The sequence below is a fragment of the Pseudomonas helvetica genome, from assembly GCF_039908645.1.
Classification (GTDB): domain Bacteria; phylum Pseudomonadota; class Gammaproteobacteria; order Pseudomonadales; family Pseudomonadaceae; genus Aquipseudomonas; species Aquipseudomonas helvetica.
Window position 1 is genome coordinate 290981 of the sequence record NZ_CP150917.1, and the last position, 21215, is coordinate 312195.

At 58.0% G+C, this 21215-nt stretch carries 22 protein-coding genes; 12 read left to right on the plus strand and 10 right to left on the minus strand.

Annotated elements, in window-relative coordinates; translation table 11 throughout:
* Positions 1-5: 5 nt before the first annotated feature.
* From AABM55_RS01265 to AABM55_RS01300, 8 genes are all read right to left on the minus strand, one after another.
* Complete coding sequence (locus tag AABM55_RS01265; protein ID WP_347928610.1) at positions 6-1409, minus strand: sigma-54 dependent transcriptional regulator; 1404 nt, start codon at positions 1407-1409, stop codon at positions 6-8.
* Positions 1406-3214 (minus strand): ATP-binding protein, encoded by a 1809-nt coding sequence (locus AABM55_RS01270; protein WP_054595119.1) that lies wholly within the window; start codon positions 3212-3214, stop codon positions 1406-1408. The genes AABM55_RS01265 and AABM55_RS01270 overlap by 4 nt, the downstream gene beginning before the upstream one ends.
* 36 nt (positions 3215-3250) lie before the next feature.
* Positions 3251-4132, minus strand: coding sequence for a dTDP-4-dehydrorhamnose reductase (rfbD, locus tag AABM55_RS01275; RefSeq protein ID WP_347928611.1), 882 nt, complete (start codon positions 4130-4132; stop codon positions 3251-3253).
* Positions 4129-4674 carry a dTDP-4-dehydrorhamnose 3,5-epimerase gene (gene rfbC, locus AABM55_RS01280; RefSeq protein ID WP_347928612.1) on the minus strand — a complete coding sequence of 182 codons (546 nt, stop codon included), beginning with the start codon at positions 4672-4674 and terminating at the stop codon, positions 4129-4131. The genes rfbD and rfbC overlap by 4 nt, the downstream gene beginning before the upstream one ends.
* Positions 4671-5546, minus strand: a complete 876-nt coding sequence (gene rfbA, locus AABM55_RS01285) for a glucose-1-phosphate thymidylyltransferase RfbA (RefSeq protein ID WP_054595122.1) — start codon at positions 5544-5546, stop codon at positions 4671-4673. Before rfbA ends, rfbC begins: the two co-directional genes overlap by 4 nt.
* On the minus strand, positions 5543-6625 hold the full coding sequence (rfbB, locus tag AABM55_RS01290) for a dTDP-glucose 4,6-dehydratase (protein WP_347928613.1): 1083 nt from the start codon (positions 6623-6625) through the stop codon (positions 5543-5545). Before rfbB ends, rfbA begins: the two co-directional genes overlap by 4 nt.
* A gap of 131 nt (positions 6626-6756) precedes the next feature.
* Positions 6757-7011, minus strand: coding sequence for a colicin E3-like toxin immunity protein (locus AABM55_RS01295; protein ID WP_347928614.1), 255 nt, complete (start codon positions 7009-7011; stop codon positions 6757-6759).
* A gap of 7 nt (positions 7012-7018) precedes the next feature.
* Entirely contained in the window at positions 7019-8188 is a 1170-nt protein-coding gene (locus tag AABM55_RS01300; RefSeq protein WP_347928615.1) for an S-type pyocin domain-containing protein, read from the minus strand.
* 216 nt (positions 8189-8404) lie between these two features.
* Between AABM55_RS01300 and AABM55_RS01305 the strand changes: the two genes are divergently transcribed.
* From AABM55_RS01305 to AABM55_RS01335, 7 genes are all read left to right on the plus strand, one after another.
* Positions 8405-11317: an aminotransferase gene (locus AABM55_RS01305; protein WP_347928616.1), complete on the plus strand. Its 2913-nt coding sequence runs from the start codon at positions 8405-8407 to the stop codon at positions 11315-11317.
* Positions 11318-11529: 212 nt separating this feature from the next.
* The gene (aguB, locus tag AABM55_RS01310; protein WP_054595128.1) at positions 11530-12408 is read left to right on the plus strand and encodes an N-carbamoylputrescine amidase; all 879 of its coding nucleotides are present in this window, start codon (positions 11530-11532) and stop codon (positions 12406-12408) included.
* Between the two features lie 5 nt (positions 12409-12413).
* Complete coding sequence (gene aguA / locus AABM55_RS01315; RefSeq protein ID WP_054595129.1) at positions 12414-13520, plus strand: agmatine deiminase; 1107 nt, start codon at positions 12414-12416, stop codon at positions 13518-13520.
* 247 nt (positions 13521-13767) lie between these two features.
* Positions 13768-13968, plus strand: a complete 201-nt coding sequence (locus tag AABM55_RS01320; RefSeq protein WP_054595130.1) for a hypothetical protein — start codon at positions 13768-13770, stop codon at positions 13966-13968.
* Positions 13969-14182: 214 nt separating this feature from the next.
* Positions 14183-14878 carry a DsbA family protein gene (locus AABM55_RS01325; RefSeq protein ID WP_347928617.1) on the plus strand — a complete coding sequence of 232 codons (696 nt, stop codon included), beginning with the start codon at positions 14183-14185 and terminating at the stop codon, positions 14876-14878.
* Between the two features lie 25 nt (positions 14879-14903).
* The gene (locus tag AABM55_RS01330) at positions 14904-15299 is read left to right on the plus strand and encodes a nuclear transport factor 2 family protein (RefSeq protein ID WP_347928618.1); all 396 of its coding nucleotides are present in this window, start codon (positions 14904-14906) and stop codon (positions 15297-15299) included.
* Positions 15300-15535: 236 nt separating this feature from the next.
* On the plus strand, positions 15536-16822 hold the full coding sequence (locus AABM55_RS01335; protein ID WP_347928619.1) for an OprD family porin: 1287 nt from the start codon (positions 15536-15538) through the stop codon (positions 16820-16822).
* Positions 16823-16923: 101 nt separating this feature from the next.
* Here AABM55_RS01335 and AABM55_RS01340 read toward each other — a convergent pair whose 3' ends face one another.
* Positions 16924-17172 carry a DUF3077 domain-containing protein gene (locus AABM55_RS01340; RefSeq protein WP_347928620.1) on the minus strand — a complete coding sequence of 83 codons (249 nt, stop codon included), beginning with the start codon at positions 17170-17172 and terminating at the stop codon, positions 16924-16926.
* A 298-nt stretch (positions 17173-17470) separates the two neighbouring features.
* Between AABM55_RS01340 and AABM55_RS01345 the strand changes: the two genes are divergently transcribed.
* The 5 genes from AABM55_RS01345 (at position 17471) to AABM55_RS01365 (ending at position 20027) form a co-directional block, all read left to right on the plus strand.
* Positions 17471-17686 (plus strand): 4-oxalocrotonate tautomerase family protein, encoded by a 216-nt coding sequence (locus AABM55_RS01345; protein ID WP_019691259.1) that lies wholly within the window; start codon positions 17471-17473, stop codon positions 17684-17686.
* Positions 17683-18339, plus strand: coding sequence for a DsbA family oxidoreductase (locus tag AABM55_RS01350; protein WP_347928621.1), 657 nt, complete (start codon positions 17683-17685; stop codon positions 18337-18339). Before AABM55_RS01345 ends, AABM55_RS01350 begins: the two co-directional genes overlap by 4 nt.
* Before the next feature lie 41 nt (positions 18340-18380).
* Positions 18381-19091, plus strand: coding sequence for an SDR family NAD(P)-dependent oxidoreductase (locus AABM55_RS01355; RefSeq protein WP_347928622.1), 711 nt, complete (start codon positions 18381-18383; stop codon positions 19089-19091).
* Between the two features lie 248 nt (positions 19092-19339).
* Positions 19340-19738 carry a carboxymuconolactone decarboxylase family protein gene (locus AABM55_RS01360; protein WP_054595137.1) on the plus strand — a complete coding sequence of 133 codons (399 nt, stop codon included), beginning with the start codon at positions 19340-19342 and terminating at the stop codon, positions 19736-19738.
* 43 nt (positions 19739-19781) lie between these two features.
* Complete coding sequence (locus AABM55_RS01365) at positions 19782-20027, plus strand: hypothetical protein (protein ID WP_347928623.1); 246 nt, start codon at positions 19782-19784, stop codon at positions 20025-20027.
* A 205-nt stretch (positions 20028-20232) separates the two neighbouring features.
* Here AABM55_RS01365 and AABM55_RS01370 read toward each other — a convergent pair whose 3' ends face one another.
* Complete coding sequence (locus AABM55_RS01370; RefSeq protein WP_347928624.1) at positions 20233-21186, minus strand: TauD/TfdA family dioxygenase; 954 nt, start codon at positions 21184-21186, stop codon at positions 20233-20235.
* Positions 21187-21215 lie beyond the last annotated feature (29 nt).

Genomic DNA, 21215 nt, shown 5'->3' on the forward strand with positions numbered 1-21215 from the left:
ATGGCTCAATCGAGCTCGTCGGCATTGCTGTTGGTGCCAGCGCCATCGGCGAAGTTCAAGCCGTGTTTGCGCAGTTTGTCATGCAGGGTTTTGCGTGGAATACCCAGCGCTTCGGCGACACTGCGCAGTGAGCTGTGAGTGCGCGCCAGTTCGGCGGCGATCAGGTTCTTTTCAAAGCTTTCCACCTGCTCGCTCAGATTGCCGCCGAGCACTGCACTGTGCGGCGCAGCACTGCCATCCGGAACGCTGTTGTCCAGCGCCAGTTCCAGACCCAGGGCGAATCGCTCGGCGGCGTTTTGCAGTTCGCGGACGTTGCCGGGCCAGGAATGGCGCAACAGCAGGGCTCGTTGTCCGGGTTGCAGTTCGTGGGGTGGCAAGCCATGGCGCTCGCTGGCTTCGTTGGCGAAATGCTGGAACAGCATCAGCGCGTCTTCGCCCCGTTCGCGCAGCGGTGGAATGCGCAGTGGTGCGACGTTCAGGCGGTAGTACAAGTCCGCGCGAAAACGCCCTTGATCGGCCGATTGGCGCAGGTCTTCCTTGGTCGCGGCGATGATCCGGATGTCCAGCGGGATCAGCTGATTGCCCCCCAAACGCTCGACCACCCGCTCTTGCAGCAGGCGCAGCAATTTCACCTGCACATCCAGGCTCATGCTTTCGATTTCATCGAGGAACAGCGTGCCGCCGTTGGCGAATTCGAATTTGCCGATACGGCGTTTTTGCGCGCCAGTGAAGGCGCCGGGTTCGTGGCCGAAGAGTTCGCTTTCGACCACCGATTCGGCCAGTGCTCCGGCATTGATTGCCACAAACGGGCCATTGCGGCGATTCGACAGGTCGTGCAGGGCACGGGCCACGACCTCCTTGCCGGCACCGGTTTCACCGAGGATCAGCACGTCGGCCTTGGTCGGTGCCAATGCGCCGATCTGTTCGCGCAGGCGCAGCATCGGCGCCGATTGCCCGACCAGTCGGGTGCTCAGCTCGTTGCGATCGCTCAAGGCCAACCGCAGACTGCGGTTGTCCAGCACCAATTGCCGCAGGGCCAGGGCGCGGCGCACGCTGTCGAGCAATGCGTCACTGGCGAACGGTTTTTCGAGGAAGTCATAAGCGCCGGCACGCATCGCCTGCACCGCGAGCGGTACATCGCCGTGGCCGGTGATCAGCAACACCGGCAGTTCCGGGTCCTGGGCGTGCAATTCATTCAACAGTTCGAGACCGTCCATGCCCGGCATGCGAATGTCACTGACCACCACGCCCGGCCAGTCGCGCTCAAGGCGCGAAGCGAGGCCCTTGGCTTCGGCCAACGGGAGGATTTTCAGACCGGCGAGATCCAGCGTCTGGCTCAGGGCCTGGCGCAGATGCGGATCGTCGTCGATCAGCACCACCTGGATACGGTTGTCTATGAGGTTACTCATTCACTGCGGTCCTCGGACGGTTGCAGACTTACACCGGGTGCGCCCGCGCGCAGCCGCAGGGTGATCAGGGCGCCGCCTTCCTTGTGGTTGGCGAACGACAGTTCACCGCCGAAGGCGCGCATCAACGTGTCGCAAATGGCCAACCCCAGTCCAAGGCCCTGAGTGCGGGTCTTGGTGGTGTAGAACGGTTCACCTGCGCGACCGAGGGCCTCCATGCAGAACCCCGGGCCGTTATCGCGAATGTACAGGTTGACGCCGTCGGCGGTGGATTCGGCACTCAACCAGAGTTTACGGGGCGGGCCTTTTTCGGTCAGGGCGTCGAGGGCGTTGGCCAACAGGTTACCGAGTACCTGGCGCAGACGGGTTTCGCCGGCCTCGACCCACAGCGTGGCAGCCGGCAGGTCACGGATCAGTTCGACTTCCATTGCCCGCCTGCGCTTGGCCAGCAACGCCAGTGCATCATCCAGCGCCGGTTGCAGCGCAACGCTTTCCGGGGCGTGACGGTCGCGACGGGCGAAGGCACGCAGGTGAGCGATGATCGAGGCCATGCGCCCGGTCAGCTCGCTGATCAGTTTCAGGTTGCCGCGGGCATCGTCGGTGCGTTGATGGTCAAGCAGCACTTCGGCGTTTTCCGCGTAGCTGCGAATCGCCGCCAGCGGTTGATTGAGCTCGTGACTGATGCTTGCCGACATGGTGCCCAGCGCCGAGAGTTTGCCGGCCTGGACCAGATCGTCCTGGGCGCGCACCAGCTCTTGTTGCGCCTGTTCGCGCTCCAGCACTTCCTGCTTGAGACGGCGGTTGAGCCCTTCGAGGTCGCTGGTTCTTTCGGCGACGCGCGCTTCCAGTTCGCGGCGGGTCTTGGCCTCGAAGGCGATGCGCTGCAAGTAGTGGCGACGGCGTTGCATCATCAGTCCCAGCAGCAACATCAACACCAACAGCGTCGCCCCACCGATGGCCACTACTGTGCGCACGGGGCGGTCGATCAAGGTTCTGGGCGCGAGGATGCTGACGCTCCAGCCGGTTTCTTCGATCTGCTGAGTCTGGATCAGCCAAGCGTCCGGGTTGAGGTTCAGCGGTTGCGGATCACGGGTCGGGTAGGGCTGGACGGCAGAGATCGCGTGGCGTTCTTCGTCAGTCAGCGGTCGGGTCGCCCTGAAGCGCCACTCCGGGCGTGAGGTGATGATGACCACCCCGTTGTGATCGGTCAGCAGCAGTTGCTCGGGGGTTTTACCCCAAAGGCTTTCAGTGTGGTCGAGGTCGACCTTGACCACCAGAACACCAATGATCTGCTCGCCATCGCGCACGGCTCCGGCAAAGAAATAACCGCGTTTGGCCGACGTCGTGCCCAGGCCGAAAAAGCGCCCGAGGCGGCCTTGCATGGCTTCGCTGAAATACGGTCGGAAGGCAAAGTTACGCCCGACAAAACTATCGTGTTTGTCCCAGTTGGACGCCGCCAGGGTCTTGCCGTGGGTGTCCATCAGGTACATGACTTCGGCGCCAGTCTGGGCGCGGATGTCCTTGAGCAGGCGATTGGCGTTGTCGGTGGCCTGCGGCTCATATGGCGCGGCGAGAACGGCACGTAGGGCCGGTAGATCACCGAGGATCTGCGGCAAGACTTCATAGCGGTGCAGGGTCCCCAGCAGGTTGGCGACGTAGAGGTCCAGCGTCTGGCGGTTTTGTCCAACCAGCTCGCTGCGGTAATAACGCTCGGCCAGGTGCTGCAGTGGCCACAACAACGGCGCCAGGCACAGGGCGAGCAGCGCCAGGCTGCGCCAGCGGGGTCTGCGGGGGAGTGTTGGGGTCATAAGCATCGGGCGCCTGAAGGTACAGGCGCATTATGCCTAGGCTTGTTCGGCAAGACACTCGCGCAACGCGTCGCGCCAGTCGGGTTGGCTGACCTGCCATTGCTGTTGCAGAAGGCGGCAATCCAGACGCGAGTTCAGTGGGCGAGTGGCGGGTGTCGGGTAGTCGCGGCTGGGGATCGCCTCCAGGCTGGCGCAGGTTTTGTGCTGCGTCTGTAAATGTTCGGCGATGGCTTGAGCAAATCCAAACCATGACGTTTCGCCCTGAGCGGTCAGGTGGTAAGTGCCCCAGGCACCGGCTTGCCCCGATTGCCAGCGCTCGATCAAGGCGCGCGTGCTGGTGGCGATGGTGCCGGCCCAGGTCGGTGCGCCGATCTGGTCGGCGACGATGCGCAAGTGCGGTTTCTCTTGCAGTAACCGTTGCATGGTCAGCAGGAAGTTGCGCCCGTGGTTCGAGTAGACCCAACTGGTGCGCAGAATCAGGTGCTGACCGTTGACGGCGCGGATGGCCTGCTCGCCGGCCAGTTTGCTGGCGCCGTAGACGCCCAGCGGGTGGGGTTCGTCGGTCTCGGTATAAGGCGAGGCTTTGCAGCCGTCGAACACGTAGTCGGTTGAGTAGTGAATCAGCGGGATACCCAGTTCCAGGGCCTGCTCGGCGAGCACTCCCGGCGCTGTGGCGTTTATCGCGAACGCCAACTCGGGTTCACTTTCCGCTTGATCGACGGCTGTGTGTGCGGCGGCATTGATGATCAGATTCGGACGTAAAGCGCGAATCTGCAGACGGATCTGCTCTGGATATGCCAGATCGAGCTGATCGCGCCCCAGCACGATCAGTTCGCCGAGCCCTTTGAGGCGGCGTTGCAGCTCGATGGAAACCTGACCGTGCTGGCCGTTGATGAGGATTTTCAGGGGCGTGCTCATGCAAATACCTGCGCCTCGCGCAGAAGCTTGCCGGCCTGGTCCTTGGCCGACAGCTGTGGTGTTTGCGTGAGTTGCCAGTCGATGGCCAGATCGGGATCGTCCCAGCGAATGCAGCGTTCGGCCGATGGGGTGTAGTAGTCGGTGGTTTTGTAGAGGAACTCGGCGTAGTCGCTCAGCACGACGAATCCATGGGCAAAACCTTCGGGAATCCACAGTTGGCGATGGTTTTGTGCAGACAAGCGCACGCCCACCCAGCGTCCAAAATTCGCCGAGCTGCGGCGGATGTCGACGGCGATGTCGAGGACTTCCCCATCAGTGACCCGCACCAGTTTTCCCTGGGTATTTTCCAGTTGGTAATGCAAGCCGCGCAGCACACCTTTCTGCGAGCGTGAGTGGTTGTCCTGAACGAACGTTGTGTTCAGCCCCGTCGCTTGCTGAAAATCCCTGGCGTTGAAGCTTTCGTAGAAAAATCCACGCTCGTCACCAAACACTTTCGGCTCGATGATCAGAACCTCGGGCAATTGGGTGGCGATGACCTTCATTGGTGTGTTCCGGCGAGGCTGAACAGGTACTGGCCGTAACCGGTCTTGCCAAAGTATTCGGCGTGCTTGAGCAAATGATCGCGATCGATCCAGCCCTGGTAGTAGGCGATTTCTTCGAGGCAGGCGACTTTCAGGCCTTGGCGATGCTCGATGGTCTGCACGTATTGCGACGCTTCCAGCAGGCTGTCGTGGGTGCCGGTATCGAGCCAGGCAAAACCCCGGCCGAACCGCTCGACGCGCAAGTCGCCACGCTGCAGGTACGCATTGTTGATGTCGGTAATTTCCAGCTCGCCACGAGCCGATGGTTTGACCGCTTTGGCGATCTCCACCACCGAATTGTCATAGAAATACAGGCCGGTGACCGCGTAACTCGATTTGGGATGCAGGGGTTTCTCTTCGATCGACAACGCGTTGCCCTGATCGTCGAAATCAATCACACCAAAACGCTGCGGGTCTTTGACCCAGTAGCCGAAAACTGTGGCGCCTCCGGTGTGCTCGGCGGCACGTTGCAACTTTTCGGTGAAGTGCTGTCCGTGAAAGATGTTGTCGCCCAGGATCAGGCACACCGAATCGTCACCGATAAACTCCTCGCCAATCAGGAACGCCTGGGCCAGGCCGTCTGGAGACGGTTGCTCGGCATAGCTGAAATGCACCCCGAACTGACTGCCGTCGCCCAACAGATTGCGGTATTGCGGCAGGTCCTGAGGGGTGGAAATCACCAGGATTTCTTTGATGCCCGCGAGCATCAGCACCGAGATCGGGTAATAGATCATCGGTTTGTCGTAGACCGGCAACAGTTGTTTGGACACCCCGAGTGTGATCGGGTGCAGGCGGGTACCAGAGCCGCCTGCCAGAACAATTCCCTTCATCATGCGATCAAGTCCTTGAAGTCAGTGAAACCCAGGCGTTGGCCTTGATAGCTGCCATCCTGGACTCGTTGGCACCAGTCTAGGTTATCGAGGTACCACTGCACGGTTTTACGCAGGCCACTGGCGAAAGTTTCTTCGGGAACCCAACCCAGCTCGCGTTCGATTTTGCTGGCGTCGATGGCGTAACGCTGGTCGTGGCCGGGGCGATCCTGGACAAAAGTGATCAGGTCGGCGAAGTGCGCGACGCCTTCAGGTTTTTGCGGCGCCAACTCCTCCAGCAGGCTGCAGATGCTGCGGACTACGTCGATGTTTTTCTGTTCATTGTGGCCGCCGATGTTGTACGTCTCACCGACCACACCGTTGGTCACCACGGTGAGCAGTGCGCGGGCATGATCCTCGACGAACAGCCAATCACGCACTTGCAGGCCGTTGCCGTACACCGGCAGTGGCTTACCGGCGAGGGCGTTGAGGATCACCAGCGGAATGAGTTTCTCGGGGAAGTGGAACGGCCCGTAATTGTTCGAGCAATTGGTCAGCAGCACCGGCAAACCGTAGGTGCGTTGCCAGGCGCGGACCAGATGGTCGGACGCAGCCTTGCTGGCGGAGTACGGCGAGCTCGGCGCATAAGGTGTGGTTTCGGTGAACAGGTCATCGACGCCATGCAGGTCGCCATACACCTCGTCGGTCGAAATGTGGTGAAAGCGAAAGGCGCTTTTCTCAGGTTCGGCCAGGCCGTTCCAGTAGGCGCGGGTGGCTTCCAGCAGGCTGTAGGTGCCGACAATGTTGGTCTGGATGAAGTCCGACGGGCCATCGATGGAACGGTCGACATGGGACTCGGCCGCCAGGTGCATGATCGCCTGCGGCTGGAACCGCGCCAGTACCGCACTGACGGTGGCCTGGTCGACGATATCGGCCTGCACGAACTCATAGCGGGTGTTGGTGGCGATACTGCTCAGTGACTCTAGATTGCCGGCGTAGGTCAGCTTGTCCAGGTTGAGCACTTCATGTTCAGTGTGGCGGATCAGGTGGCGAATCAGCGCCGAGCCGATGAAGCCGGCACCGCCGGTGATGAGAATGCGCATGTGGAGTTGCCTTTTTCGTCGAACGATTATGCGTATGGATCATAGCTTGTCGGCAGGAGGGGGGCGGCACAAGAGGGGTGTTGGTCGGATTTGGAAAAGATCCGGGATTGAGGTTCTCTTTTATCCGGCTTTCACCATTGATCCCTATAGGCGAATCCTAATTGATAGTCGTGAGCGCTCAGATCAATGGTGTGGTTAAAGTAAGGTTGAATGAGTGCTACCCACTCAGGCAGTAAATTGAAAACCCCCTGATTGACTGTGTTTTCAGGCTGCAGGCCCAATGACTCGATGACTGCGCCGTCGTCCCCGAAGTCCTGTGAGTAAATTTCCCCTTCACAAAACTCGGTAGTTTTGTTGAACCAGTGCAACTTCAATTTCAAACCCATATCGACCTCACATGTATTTTTTGATATTCCGGCCTTTTTTTGCCGGTTTAAACTGCTCGCCAGTGATGTAGTCGAATGACCCTATGTGACTGCCATCACTGGCTCGGTACGCCTCAAGCTCAGCATGCTGTGAATCCCACTCATAGATGATCCGATCCTTTGTATCTTTCCAGCGCTCGCGTATACCCGCTCCTCCTTGTTTTGGTGTTTTGCCAGGAACCCTTCTAAGCCCTGGAATTCCGGTTATCAGAGCCGTGGCAGGCGCGTCGTGATATTTGCGACCAGGCTCAAGAACACCCTTCCTCGTAGGCGCATTCACCACCACATAAAGCGGCCGCACCCCCGAGTCCGCCGGGAATACCAGGATGAAATCCTGATACTCCGGTGGATAAATCGGGTTCACGAGGATGCTGTTGCTCGCCTCGGTCGGAGGATAGACCCAGATGTTCGGCGCTTGCGGCGCGGCCTCCAGTGCCGGGATGCCGAGGGTGTCGGCGGGGTCGATAGCCGGGGTCCAGATCAGTTCCAGACCTTCGCCGAATACGGCGACCTGTTGCGCCCCGCGTGCCTGGAACTGGATCACCGGAATCCGTTGCCATTCGGCGTTGTTGCCGGTGTAGAAGCCGTAACCCATGAGGGTGCCGTCAGCCTGTTGCTCGACGCGCAGGCGCACCCGTGAGTTGGCGTGTTCAAGCGAGCGCAGTTGCTCTTCGCTATAGAGGGCGCTGTCGCCCAGTTCGGAGGGCCAGAGCAGGGCGACCAGACCGGTTAGCAAGCCGGCAGCAACAGTGCCGCCGACTGCTGTGACAGCACTGACCGATGACCCGCCCAGAGCAAGGCCGCCAAGGCCGATTGGCAATGCACTGCCACTGATTTTCTTCAGCGGCACGGCGCCAGGACTGTCGGTCTCTCGCCCGCCCAGCAGGGCGAAGTTTCCGTAATCCTTCAACGAATCCAGCGGCACGAAACCGGACGGATTGGCGTAATTGATGATGCCGTCCGGCAACTTGCAGGATTTGGCGAAAACGCAGCCCAGCGGTTTGTTGGGGGCGGGATCAGCGGGTCGATTCACCGGCAAATCGGGAATCGGCGGATACAGGTTGGGTGATGGCGGCGGCTGCAAAATACGGCGGCGCAGCTGTTCTTTGTACGTCAGCGGGTATGAGCGTTCTGGCATGTGCGGCGGGCTTCCCTGTCCATGGGAGGCAGCCTAGGGGCGTGAGAACGCGCCGAACATTCCTCGGGTTCGACACGTTTCGTGGGAAAGTTCACCGCTGTGTGGCGTGGCTTGAAGCCTCCCGCCGTTATCCATCACTGACCGGTATAAGGGGGTTGCGTATCGCGGTCAGCAGTGGCGATATAGACGCCTTATAAAAATTCCAGGGGTCGTTGTATGTCGCTCGCCACGTTGATTCACCGTGCCAGTCTGCCCAGCCCGCAAGTCACCGTGCAGCAAGCGCTGGAGCTGTTGCGCGAGCACTACGGCCTGAGCGGGACATTGCAGTCGCTGGGCAGCCAGCAGGATCTCAACTACCGGCTCGACAGCGACCAGGGCCGTTTCGTCTTGAAAATCTGCCGGGGTGACTACGCGGCGCTGGAGCTGCACGCCCAGCACGCGGCACTCAAACACCTGGGCTCGCAGCCGGGTTTGCATGTGCCACGGGCGATTCCGGCGAAAAACGGCGAGGACCTGCTGACCCTGGAACTCGCCGGGCAAGCACTGCATGTGCGTTTGCTCGATTACATCGAAGGTCAATCGCTGACCCACCTCAAGCACCTTGGCCATGAACTGGTTGCCGGCCTCGGCCAGCTCTGTGGCGAAATGGATCTGGCGCTAGCCGGGTTCGAGCATCCGGGGCTTGAGCGTGCCTTGCAGTGGGATGCCCGGCACGCCAATGCGTTGATCAATCACCTGCTGCCGGTGATCCGTGATGAGCGGCAGCGAGCATTGATCGCCGAGGCCGCGCAACAGGCCGAGCGGCGTTTGCAGCCGCTGATGGTGAAGTTGCCGGTGCAGGCGATTCACATGGACATCACCGATGACAATGTGGTCTGGAAACGGGATAAGCAGCGTCACTGGCGGTTGCAGGGCGTCATCGATTTTGGCGATCTGATTCGTACCTGGCGCATTACCGATCTGTCGGTGACCTGCGCTGCGCTGCTGCACCATGCCGATGGCGATCCACTGTGCATTTTGCCGGCGGTGCAGGCTTATCACGCGGTCAATCCGCTGAAGCACGAAGAGTTGCTGGCGCTGTGGCCGCTGATCGTCGCGCGTGCAGCGGTGCTGGTGCTCAGCGGTGAGCAACAGATCAGCATCGATCCGCAGAACCAATACAGTCGCGACAATCTGAACCACGAGTGGGAGATTTTCCGCGTTGCGACTTCAGTGCCATTTGAACTGATGGAAGCGGCGATTCTGATAGCGGTCGGCCAGTCGTTGCCGGCAATTGCCAGTCAGGGTTTTGCGCCATTGCTGCCGAGCCTGGTCGGCCGCGAGTTTGCCTTGATCGACCTCGGTGTCTTGAGCCCGCATTTCGAAGCGGGCAACTGGGAGCAGGACGGCATCGATCAACGTCTGTTGGTCGAAGCGGCGGCAGCCCATGGTTTGGCGGCCAGTCGTTACGGGCAATACCGTTTATCGCAGACGCGTCCGGACAGTGCCGTCGAGCCGGACACGTGCCCGCTGCACGTTGACTTGCAGGTGCCACAGGGCACAACGGTTGAAGCACCCTTTGCCGGTGTCGTGCACCTGTGCGCCGACGGCCGCGTGCAACTGGACAGCGCACAATTGAGTGTGCGCCTGTGGGGTGTCCATCCCTCGCTGCACACCGGTGCGGCCGTGCTCAAAGGGCAGGTGCTGGGTGAAGTCAGCGGAGCGTTGCGGGTTCAGCTCAGCCGTGGCGCGGAACTGAATCCACCACTGTTTTGCTCACCGTCCCGCGCATCTGCCTGGCAGGCGTTGTGCCCATCGCCCGCGGCGTTGTTGGGGCTGGCTTGCGACGCAGAGGCCGAACTTGATCCGCATACTTTGTTGGAACGCCGCGATGCGAGTTTTGCCCGCTCGCAAAAACACTATTACGTCGATCCGCCGCGCATCGAGCGGGGCTGGCGCAATCATCTGATCGACATGCAGGGCCGCTCCTACCTGGACATGCTCAACAACGTTGCGGTGCTCGGTCACGGTCACCCGCGCATGGCCGCCGAGGCCAGCCGTCAGTGGTCGTTGCTCAACACCAACTCGCGTTTCCACTATGCGGCTATCGCTGAGTTCTCCGAGCGTTTGCTGGCACTGGCGCCGGACTCGATGGATCGGGTGTTTCTGGTCAACAGCGGTACCGAGGCCAATGACCTGGCGATTCGTCTGGCGTGGGCCTACAGCGGCGGTCGCGACATGCTCAGCGTGCTTGAGGCGTATCACGGCTGGTCGGTGGCCGCCGATGCGGTGTCGACTTCAATTGCAGATAACCCCAAGGCTCTCAGCAGTCGTCCGGACTGGGTGTACCCGGTGACGGCGCCGAACACCTATCGTGGCGAGTTCCGTGGCCTCGACAGCGCGCCGGATTACGTGCGCAGCGTCGAACACAACCTGGCGAAGATTGCCGAGCAGAAGCGACAACTGGCCGGTTTTATCTGCGAGCCGGTGTACGGCAACGCCGGTGGAATCTCTCTGCCACCGGGTTACCTGAAACAGGTGTATGCGCTGGTCCGTGCCCAAGGTGGCGTGTGCATCGCCGATGAAGTGCAGGTCGGCTACGGTCGCATGGGCAAGTTCTTCTGGGGCTTTGAAGAGCAGGGCGTAGTGCCGGACATCATCACCATGGCCAAAGGTATGGGCAACGGCCAGCCATTGGGCGCGGTCATTACCCGTCGCGAAATCGCCGAGGCGCTGGAGGCAGAAGGCTATTTCTTCTCGTCGGCAGGCGGCAGCCCGGTCAGTTGCCGCATCGGCATGGCGGTGCTGGATGTGATGAAGGAAGAGAAACTCTGGGAAAACGCCCGGATCGTTGGCGGGTATTTCAAGGAGCGGCTTGAGGCGTTGATCGAGCGCCATCCTTTGGTAGGCGCGGTGCATGGCTCCGGTTTCTATCTGGGCGTGGAGTTGATTCGCAACCGCGAAACCCTGGAACCGGCCACGGAAGAAACCACGGCGTTGTGCGACCGCTTGCGCGAATTGGGCATTTTCATGCAGCCGACCGGCGATTACTTGAACATTCTCAAGATCAAACCACCGATGGTGACCACGCGACACAGTGTGGATTTTTTTGTCGATACCTTGTCGAAGGTGCTGGACGAAGGCCTCTAAACACACTCCCACGGGATTGCTATAAGTTCGATTGATATCGGGATTTAAAGGAGTATTTTCGACTTCGTGATTATATATCGCTTTAAAAGCCGATTTTTATCGGTTATAAAGTCGCCTAACGCAACGGCGTAGATCACCGCGCCTGGCCGTTCCCATTTCTGTCATCGGTCGATGCCACAATCGACCCTCTGAACCCGCCCGGGAGATGATTCATGAGCCGTATCGTTACCGTCGCCGCTACCCAGATGGCTTGTTCCTGGGACCTTGAAGCCAACATCGAGACCGCTGAGAAGCTGGTCCGTGAGGCCGCAGCCAAAGGCGCACAGATCATCCTGATCCAGGAACTGTTCGAGACCCCGTACTTCTGCCAGAAGCCGAACCCGGATTACCTGCAGCTGGCCACTTCAGTTGAAGACAACGTGGCCATCAAGCATTTCCAGAAAGTCGCCAAAGAACTGCAAGTCGTGCTGCCGATCAGCTTCTTCGAACTGGCGGGTCGCGCACGTTTCAACAGCATCGCGATCATCGATGCCGATGGCAGCAACCTCGGGATTTATCGTAAAAGCCACATCCCGGACGGTCCTGGCTACCATGAAAAGTACTACTTCAACCCGGGCGATACCGGCTTCAAAGTCTGGAACACCCGTTACGCGAAAATCGGCGTGGGCATCTGCTGGGATCAGTGGTTCCCGGAATGCGCCCGCAGCATGGCGTTGCAAGGCGCGGAAATCCTGTTCTACCCAACCGCCATCGGCAGCGAACCGCACGACAAGAGCATTTCATCCCGCGACCACTGGCAGCGCGTCCAACAAGGCCATGCCGGCGCCAACCTGATGCCGCTGATCGCCAGCAACCGTATCGGCAATGAAGAGCAGGACGGCTACGACATCACCTTCTACGGCTCCTCGTTCATCGCCAACCAGTTCGGCGAGAAAGTCCAGGAGCTCAACGAAACCGAAGAAGGCGTACTGGTTCAGAGCTTCGACCTCGACGAACTGGAGCACATCCGTAGCGCCTGGGGTTCGTTCCGTGATCGTCGTCCAAACCTGTACGGCGCAATCAAAACCCTCGACGGTTCCCTGGAGTCCTGATCACTATGACTACTTTGCACAGCACGCCTCGCGCTGACGGTTTTTACATGCCCGCCGAGTGGGCAACCCAAACCCAGACCTGGATGGTCTGGCCGGAGCGCCCGGACAACTGGCGCCTGGGTGGCAAGCCGGCGCAAGCCGCTCACGTTGCGGTGGCCAAGGCCATCGCGCGTTTTGAACCGGTGACCGTTGCCGTCTCGGCGGCCCAGTACGAAAACGCCCGTGCGCGTCTGGATGTGCCGAATATCCGCCTCGTCGAGATGTCCAGCGACGACGCTTGGGTCCGTGATACCGGCCCGACCTTCGTCATCAATAACAGCGGCGAAGTCCGTGGTGTCGACTGGGACTTCAACGCCTGGGGCGGCTTTGATGGCGGTCTGTATTCGCCGTGGAATCGTGACTCGCAAGTGGCCGGCAAGATCCTCGAGATCGAGCGCAGCCCACGTTACCGCACCGAGGGTTTCGTGCTCGAAGGCGGTTCGATCCACGTCGATGGCGAAGGCACGCTGATCACCACTGAAGAATGCCTGTTGAATCGTAATCGCAATCCGCACATGAGCCGTGCCGACATCGAAGCGGTGCTGAGCGCACAATTGGCTGTGGATAAAATCATCTGGCTGCCGGACGGTTTGTTCAACGACGAAACCGACGGTCATGTCGATAACTTCTGCTGCTATGTGCGTCCCGGTGAAGTGCTGTTGGCCTGGACCGACGATCCGCAGGATCCGAACTACCCGCGTTGCCAGGCTGCAATGAAGGTCTTGCAAAGCACCAAGGACGCCAAGGGCCGCCCATTTAAGGTGCACAAAATGCCGATTCCGGGGCCGCTTTACGCGACCGAGGAAGAGTGCGCCGGTGTCGACCCGGTAGACGGTACTCAGGAGCGTAACCCTTCTGTGCGTCTGGCCGGTTCCTACGTGAACTTCCTGATCGTCAACGGCGGCATCATTGCGCCGAGCTTTGACGATCCGCTGGACGCGCAAGCCAAGGAAATCCTCCAGAACCTGTTCCCGCAGCACGAAGTGGTGATGGTGCCGGGGCGTGAACTGTTACTGGGTGGCGGTAACATCCATTGCCTTACCCAACAACAGCCGGCACCGCACAAAGGTTGAGTGAAGTTGTAACAATCGGTGGCGCTGGATTGATCCGCGTTTTATCCGGTTCATGTGAGTGACCCCTTATCTAACCCGCAGCTCCTATGGACTGCGGGTTTTTTTATATCCACATGCTGGCCTGGCAGGCACTTTGGCATAGCTCTTGTATCTGTCTGAGAGCAATTCTCGGGAATGTAGAACCGCGTTGTTCTGTCATAAACCTTGGATAAGTTAGCCGCTCACGAACCAGGAGAGAGCGCCGGAAATGAATATGGTCAGCGAGCGGACATCGCATCCCTTGGCAATGAATGGCGAATCGCTTCAGGTGCTGGCGCAATGGTTGAAATCCAACGGAACGCGACAGGTCAGAGAACCTGACCCGCGCAGGATGATGATCGAGCGTTATCCCGCTGGTTTATTCAGTGAGGCAGAACTTGAAGCCTTGTGGGATGTGATTGAAGGATAGAAAGCAAAGGATTGGTAAAGCGCTGCCCGGATGGCAGCGCTTTTTTTTTTTGCCCTTGGAAAAGCGGGTTCAGGTTTGGTCCAGCCTGTCGTAGCCCAAACACACCATTTGACCGATCTGCGAAACAGACTAAAAGCCATTACGGCGTTTTTCCCTCTCCGTCATAGGAATAGTCTGCCGGCATCGAATTCCTACGACTTTGCTGGAGCTTTCCATGTCTACCGCGACCCTTCATTACATCTACGACCCACTGTGCGGCTGGTGCTACGGCGCCAAACCATTGGTGCAAGCGGCGCAGGCTGTTTTGCCGGTGATCGCCCATGGCGGCGGCATGATGACCGGCGCCAACCGGCAGACGGTTTCACCTCAACTGCGTGATTACGTGATGCCTCACGACCGACGCATCGCCGAGTACACCGGGCAGCCATTTGGTGAGGCGTATTTCGAAGGCCTGTTGCGCGATCACACTGCCGTGTTTGATTCCGCGCCACCGATTGCTGCCGTGCTGGCCGCTGAACAACTCGCCGGACGTGGGCTGGAACTGCTGGGGCGTTTGCAGAGCGCGCACTACGTGGAAGGTCGGCGGATTGCCGATGAAGCGGTGTTGTTGGAACTCGCTGCATCGATTGGCCTGGAAGCTGAGTCTTTCAAGCGCGAGTTCAAGGACGCACTGGCGAACGAAACCCAAGACCACATCAAGAAAAGCCGCGCACTGTTGGCGCAGGTTGGTGGCCAGGGCTTCCCGACCTTGGTGCTGGAGCAGGACGATCAATTCACCGTGGTCGACATCAGTCCATGGCTCGGTAAGCCTGAAGCATTTGCGGCCTGGTTGAGCCAATCAGTCGTCGCCCATCCGAACGAATCCACTTCCCCGGTTCAAGCCTGTGGCCTGGACGGTTGTGCTCACTGATCTCATCGACTACGCGGAGCGACCCATGGATAACCTGAGCCTGATCAAAAGCACCTATGAAGGTGCCAACTCCCAGGAGAACGCGCGCAACACCGCCGCAGCGTTAGCCACTGATGCACAGTGGACCGAATCGGCGGGGTTTCCGTATGCGGGGACGTACGTTGGTTTCGACGCCATCGTCGAGAATGTCTTCAAGCGACTGGGCACTGAATGGGAAAATTTTCAGTTCAAGGTCGAGAGCTACGTCGCGCAGGGTGACAAGGTATTCGCCTATGGAAATTACAGCGGAATCTACAAGGCCACGGGTCGTTCGATGAACGCCCGAGTCGCGCATTTGTGGACTTTGGCGAACGGTAAAGTCACTCATTTCGAGCAGTTTGTGGACAGCCACACGGTGCAATTGGCGATTGCCGAGCAGTAAGTTCTTAGACGATTTTCGCCTAATTACAGAAGATTCACGAAATTGACACATGCTTAAGGGCGCGGCTAGGATTCGCCCCAACGCCTGTGGCCAACCGCCACGACTCCAAAAAATAATAAGGGCCTGCCTCGCTTTTGCGTGGGCGGGCCTTTTGTTTTGGAGTGAAAAAAGAGCGCAATAGCAGCCATTTCAGCCAGCGGTCACAGCGCGTATCAACCCGTAATAAGGAAAATAACATGTTGAATAAGCGGATCGGTCTGATCGCTCTGGGGATTTTTAGCGCCACTCAAGCCATGGCTAACGACCAGGCGGAGTCCAAAGGTTTTGTTGAAGACAGCAGCCTGAAAGTGCTGTTGCGCAACGCCTACATCAATCGTGATTACAAGAACGGTAAAGAAGACAAGGCCGAGTGGGGCCAAGCTGCCATTGGCACCTTCTCCTCGGGTTTCACCCAAGGCACCGTGGGTGTCGGCGTTGATGCCTTCGGTCTGTACGCCCTGCGCCTCGATGGCGGCAAGGGTCGTAGTGGCGCCGGCGGTATCGACTTCTTCAAGCAAGGCGACAGCGGCGAAGCTGCCGATGACTTGGCCAAGGCTGGCGCGGCGGTAAAATTCCGCCTGTCCAACACCGTGCTGACCTATGGCGACCAGATGCCGGAGCTGCCGGTGCTGAACTACGACAACTCGCGCCTGCTGCCTGAAAGCTACACCGGCACCTTGATCACCTCCAAGGAGATCAAAGGCCTGGAGCTGAACGCTGGTCGTTTCACCGCCGAATCGCGCAAGAGCGCCGAAGGTCGTGACAGCGGTGGCCTGAAATCGATCAACGTCTTGGGCGGTCGCTACCAGTTCACGGAACAATTCAAAGGTGCGTTCTACGCGTCCAACGTAGAAGACGTTCTGAAGAAACAGTACGTGAACCTGAACTACGTGTTCCCGCTGGCCACCGATCAGTCCCTGACCTTCGACTTCAACGGCTACCAGACAAAGCTGGACAAGTCCTACGCCCTTGATAACAAAACCGAAGGCCAGGACAACAAAATCTGGAGCCTGGCAGCGACCTACGTCACTGGCCCGCACTCGTTCACCCTCGCGCACCAGCGCAGCACCGGTGACAGCAACCTCGGCTACCCGTACGGCGGCTACCAGAACGATGGCAGTCGTTTCGGTGACGGTGGCAACACCATCTACCTCGCCAACTCCTACTGGTCCGACTTCAACGCTGAAGACGAACGCAGCTGGCAGCTGGGCTACGGCCTCGACTTCGGCGCTTTCGGTGTGCCTGGCCTGACCTACAACGTGGCGTATGTGCGTGGCGACAACATCACCACCGCCACCAGCACTGGCGGCACCGAGCGCGAAATCTTCAACCAGTTCAAGTACGTGGTCCAAAGCGGCCCGGCCAAAGACTTGAGCGTGAAAGTACGCAGCTCGGTCCTGCGCGTGTCGCAGAAATCCAGCGACTACAACGTCAGCGGCAACGAAGTCCGTGTGTTCGTGGATTACCCGATCAACATCTTCTGATGATCGGTTGCGTGGTTGAGGCCTGAAGCAAGGCCGAAATGAGAAAGCCCCGACTGGTTCGGGGCTTTTTCTTGCGTGCGGATCAGGTTCAGACAGCGACGTTACTGGCTGCGGTTGTTACCTGGCGCGGCCAACACCTTCACCACGTCATCGATCACCGCCTTACTCATCTCCCGCAAATAGTGCGACGCCCAGGCATCGCGGTCCGTATTGCGCTCCATCGCCGCGTCTTCGGCCAGCAGTTTGGAAAGGTGGAGCAAGTCGGAAACGTGGGACAGGGCTTCGCGGATCGGGACGCCACTGTTGACGCGGAAGAGGGGTTGGTCGGAGTGGATGGAGAAGGGCCGCAAGCGTGGCGAATTGGAAGCTTTGGTCGGGGGAGTTTTAGTGAAAAACCTGGCGACGACCTTATCAGTGCGAGTAAACCGGGCATTGGATATGGCCCATAAACACGCTCAAAATCAGCGTTCTTCCAGGGGTTTTCAGGGGCGGAAAGTTGGTTTAGACATATCAATATCCTGCCTATATTCATTACATCACGTCACTAATGATGTGCTTGAACCCATCTTTATCCCGCCAAGGCAACGCCATACAGTCGACTCCACCACCTGCCCATCATCCCGAAGGGAAGGTCACTGGAGAGTCGTCATGCCTTTCGTCAGCGTACGCATTACCCGCGATGGCGTTACCTCGGAGCAGAAAGCTCAGGTGATCGCCGAAATCACTGAAACCCTGGAGCGGGTCCTCAACAAACGCCCGGACCTGACCCACATCGTGATCGAAGAAGTCGACACCGATAACTGGGGCTATGCCGGGATCACCACCACCCAGTACCGAAAACAACTGGCAGAGGGGCAGTCATGAGTCAGCCCGTCACCATCGATTTCATCTCCGATGTGGTGTGCCCGTGGTGCGCCTTGGGTGTGACGGCGCTGGAGCGGGCTATCGAGAATCTGGCCGGTGAAGTATCGGTCAAGCTGACCTTCAAACCCTTCGAGTTGAACCCGGACATGCCGGCCGAAGGTGAGAACGCGGTCCAGCACTTGATGCGCAAATACGGGCGCAGCGCCGAGGACATCGCGGCCGGCAAAGCGATGCAGATCGCCCGTGGTCAAGCCATCGGTTTCACGTTCGATCTGCAGAAACGCAGCCACTTCTACAACACCTTTGATGCTCACCGCCTGTTGTTCTGGGGATTGCAGGAAGGGCGGCAGATTGAACTGAAGAAAGGCTTGCTGCGCGCTTATTTCAGCGACGGCCAGAACCCGAGCGATCGCCAGACGCTGGTACGCCTGGCGGCTGATGCGGGCCTGGATGCGGCGCGTGCGCGTGAGGTGCTGGCGTCCGGAGCGTTTGCCACAGAGGTGCATGAGCTTGAAGCGTTTTACCGCGATCACGGCATCAACTCAGTACCGGCCATGATCCTCAACGATCGTCACCTGGTGTCCGGTTCGCAATCGGTCGAGTACTACGAACAGGTGCTGAGGCAAATGACGCAGGCTCCTGCCGAAGCCTGATTGATCACGTTTAAAACTCCATTATTTTGTAGAGGTTCATCATGAGCAATTCGAAAAAAGTCATTGTTATTACCGGCGCATCCCAAGGTCTCGGCGCGGGCATGGTCAAGGCTTTCCGTGATCTCGATTACCGGGTGGTTGCCACCTCGCGCTCGATCAAACCGTCCACCGACCCGGACATCCTCACCGTGGCGGGCGACATCGGCGACCCGGCGATCGCCGAGCGGGTGATTCGTGAAGCGATCGCACGTTTTGGCGGTATCGACACCCTGGTCAACAATGCCGGGATTTTCGTTGCCAAACCGTTCACCGCCTATACCCACGAAGACTACGCCGCTGTGCTGTCGGTGAACCTGAATGGCTTCTTCTACATCACCCAACTCGCCATCGCGCAGATGGAAAAACAAGGCCGCGGCCACGTCGTCAACATCACCACCAGCCTGACAGACCACGCCGTCGACGGCGTGCCGTCGGTACTGGCGTCGTTGACCAAAGGGGGCCTCAACGCCGCAACCAAATCCCTGGCCATCGAATACGCCAAGCGTGGCATTCGAGTGAACGCGGTCAGCCCCGGCATCATCAAAACGCCAATGCACGCCGAAGAAACCCACGAAGCGCTGGGCAATTTGCACCCGGTCGGGCACATGGGCGAGATCAGCGACATCGCCCAGGCCGTTGTGTATCTGGACTCCGCCGGATTCGTCACCGGCGAAATCCTGCACGTCGATGGCGGTCAGAGTGCCGGTCACTAAGACCTGCTTTTCCAAACCCCGGAAACAACAAAGCCCTCGCATTACTGCGGGGGCTTTGTTTGATAACTCCAAGCATTTAGTGGTCTGTCATTGCGCCAAAAAAGTCTAAATCCATCCTGTTGTTTCTACGATATTTAAGGATTCCTTGCCTGGAGTTGTCCTGCTGCCGGCTCTGGCATGGCCGCCAGCGAACTAAACTAAGTTGTACCTCTGGTGTAGATGTCTCCAGAGAGGTAAGGAGGTGCCAAATGGCCATTCGTGATACCTATCGGGAAATTGAGCAGACCCTGGGTCAGGTACCGGAGTGGATCAAGCAGATGCCGGAAGGTGCAGCGAACGGATTCTGGGTCGTAGCCAAGGATTTCTGGCTGGCAGAAACCAAGATTCCTAACAAGTACAAGGAGTTGATAGGTCTGGCAGTGTCCGGGGCGACTCGTTGTAAGTATTGCGCCCTGTTCCATACCGAAGCCGCGCGCTTGTTTGGCGCGACTGACGAGGAAATTTCCGAAGCCAGCTTTATGGGGTCGCTGACCATGATGGGCAGCACCTTTATTAACGCCCAGCAGATCGACTACGAGCAGTTCCGGCAGGAAACGCTGAGTATCGTCCGGTATGTCAAAGAACACTCGCAACCCAAAGCCGCATAAGCCGTTGCGGGAACCCGCCCTTCGCCAACTGACGGAGGATAAGTTGATTGCAATCACCGGCGATGGTCTTAGGACCACCGCTCGGTGGCAAGCGGCAGTGATGCGCGCCATCAGCGAACTCATGCAATACAGCGACAGCGCCCACGAAGAAAACCAGGACTTGCGCATTCCCTTCGCCAAAGCACTGCATGACCTCTATGCGGGACAGAAGTCCGACGCCGAATTGACGGAAATGGTGTTGCTGATGCTGGAAGTGGAAACTGCGCCTTTTCTTGGCAAAGGGGTCTAGGCGGGAGCGCGGGTTTTTCCAAACCCCGGAAACAACGAAGCCCTCGCATCGCTGCGGGGGCTTTGTTTGTAGGAGGCGGAAGAAAAAATTGGGACAGACCACGATTTATTCAGCATCTGCATATTCATTTAAGTCAGAAATCGTGGTCTGTCTCCGAATTACTCGTCAATCAGGAGCATTGTCAAGGAGGTGTCCATAGTGAGTGTCACTCGACAATCATATCAAGCTCGTTGTGAGCTTTTGATAGAGGCTTACTCGGCGGGTAGTGAATGCCGCATGTATAGTCAATAAGCAAATGCTCTGAATTTTCTTGTTGGGCAATATTATATTTTTGAAAGGGGAACATTGCTCTGCGCACAGGTGACTGATTCAATATGTTTTTAAATGTGACTTGTGAATCATCAGCAATCCAAAGTCTTCTTACTTTTCTTTTCTTGCTGCCATCAACGAACTGATGGCGTGCGTGTAAAACTCTAAGGTTATCCATGACCAGAATGTCCCCAGGGTCAAGGCTTATATTAATGATGTAGTTCTCGTTAGTGGAGTAATTGTTTTGGATGTAATTGAATGCAGCGCTAGCCCACTGAGGAATAAAGGCAGTGCTGTCATATCTATAACGAATTCTTAACCGGTTATCATTAATTTTTTCGAATACAGAACAATCCATGGATAATAAGTCGTCTCGACAGTAGGTGACACTGCCGCTGGTCATCAATACCTTTAATATGTCAGCTTGATTTGCAAGCAAATCATTGTAGATTTTTTGCCCGTCAATCAAAAAATTATCTCCGCCAGTCTCCGGCTTTGATACGCATTGGAGAATTACAAATTTGGGAGGTGTGATTTTTCTTGCCACGCCGCCAACGTAAGCCATCCCATTCAAAAAAGACCCATCAGTATGAGGAAAAAAATCACTTGATAATTCACCGTGGTAATCATCTTTGAAGTTTTGCCAGTCCTTGTTTATTGATTCTCCACCTCCCACCACTCCATTTTTATCGGATTTTGTATGGAATTGAATTGATCCAAACTTGCCGGCGATATCCCTAAATGCCTCCAAAGAGTTATCTTGAGGTTTGACAACACAATATCCATGCTCATTAAGAAAAGCTGAGATTCCTTTGATGTCAGAACAATCGATTTTTTTGCTTTTCGCCATTTCACACTCCTTGTTGTGATGAGATAAAT

Excerpts from the sequence above, each read along its gene's own strand:
- AABM55_RS01355 (WP_347928622.1), top strand. The coding sequence starts at position 18,381 with ATGAGCAATTCGAAAAAAGTCATTGTTATTACCGGCGCATCCCAAGGT.
- AABM55_RS01330 (WP_347928618.1), top strand. The coding sequence starts at position 14,904 with ATGGATAACCTGAGCCTGATCAAAAGCACCTATGAAGGTGCCAACTCC.
- aguA (WP_054595129.1), top strand. The coding sequence starts at position 12,414 with ATGACTACTTTGCACAGCACGCCTCGCGCTGACGGTTTTTACATGCCC.
- rfbC (WP_347928612.1), bottom strand. The coding sequence starts at position 4,674 with ATGAAGGTCATCGCCACCCAATTGCCCGAGGTTCTGATCATCGAGCCG.
- AABM55_RS01295 (WP_347928614.1), bottom strand. The coding sequence starts at position 7,011 with ATGGGTTTGAAATTGAAGTTGCACTGGTTCAACAAAACTACCGAGTTT.
- AABM55_RS01370 (WP_347928624.1), bottom strand. The coding sequence starts at position 21,186 with ATGGCGAAAAGCAAAAAAATCGATTGTTCTGACATCAAAGGAATCTCA.
- aguB (WP_054595128.1), top strand. The coding sequence starts at position 11,530 with ATGAGCCGTATCGTTACCGTCGCCGCTACCCAGATGGCTTGTTCCTGG.
- AABM55_RS01360 (WP_054595137.1), top strand. The coding sequence starts at position 19,340 with ATGGCCATTCGTGATACCTATCGGGAAATTGAGCAGACCCTGGGTCAG.
- AABM55_RS01265 (WP_347928610.1), bottom strand. The coding sequence starts at position 1,409 with ATGAGTAACCTCATAGACAACCGTATCCAGGTGGTGCTGATCGACGAC.
- AABM55_RS01325 (WP_347928617.1), top strand. The coding sequence starts at position 14,183 with ATGTCTACCGCGACCCTTCATTACATCTACGACCCACTGTGCGGCTGG.
- AABM55_RS01305 (WP_347928616.1), top strand. The coding sequence starts at position 8,405 with ATGTCGCTCGCCACGTTGATTCACCGTGCCAGTCTGCCCAGCCCGCAA.
- AABM55_RS01350 (WP_347928621.1), top strand. The coding sequence starts at position 17,683 with ATGAGTCAGCCCGTCACCATCGATTTCATCTCCGATGTGGTGTGCCCG.
- AABM55_RS01335 (WP_347928619.1), top strand. The coding sequence starts at position 15,536 with ATGTTGAATAAGCGGATCGGTCTGATCGCTCTGGGGATTTTTAGCGCC.
- AABM55_RS01345 (WP_019691259.1), top strand. The coding sequence starts at position 17,471 with ATGCCTTTCGTCAGCGTACGCATTACCCGCGATGGCGTTACCTCGGAG.
- AABM55_RS01320 (WP_054595130.1), top strand. The coding sequence starts at position 13,768 with ATGAATATGGTCAGCGAGCGGACATCGCATCCCTTGGCAATGAATGGC.
- rfbA (WP_054595122.1), bottom strand. The coding sequence starts at position 5,546 with ATGATGAAGGGAATTGTTCTGGCAGGCGGCTCTGGTACCCGCCTGCAC.
- AABM55_RS01300 (WP_347928615.1), bottom strand. The coding sequence starts at position 8,188 with ATGCCAGAACGCTCATACCCGCTGACGTACAAAGAACAGCTGCGCCGC.
- AABM55_RS01270 (WP_054595119.1), bottom strand. The coding sequence starts at position 3,214 with ATGACCCCAACACTCCCCCGCAGACCCCGCTGGCGCAGCCTGGCGCTG.
- rfbD (WP_347928611.1), bottom strand. The coding sequence starts at position 4,132 with ATGAGCACGCCCCTGAAAATCCTCATCAACGGCCAGCACGGTCAGGTT.
- rfbB (WP_347928613.1), bottom strand. The coding sequence starts at position 6,625 with ATGCGCATTCTCATCACCGGCGGTGCCGGCTTCATCGGCTCGGCGCTG.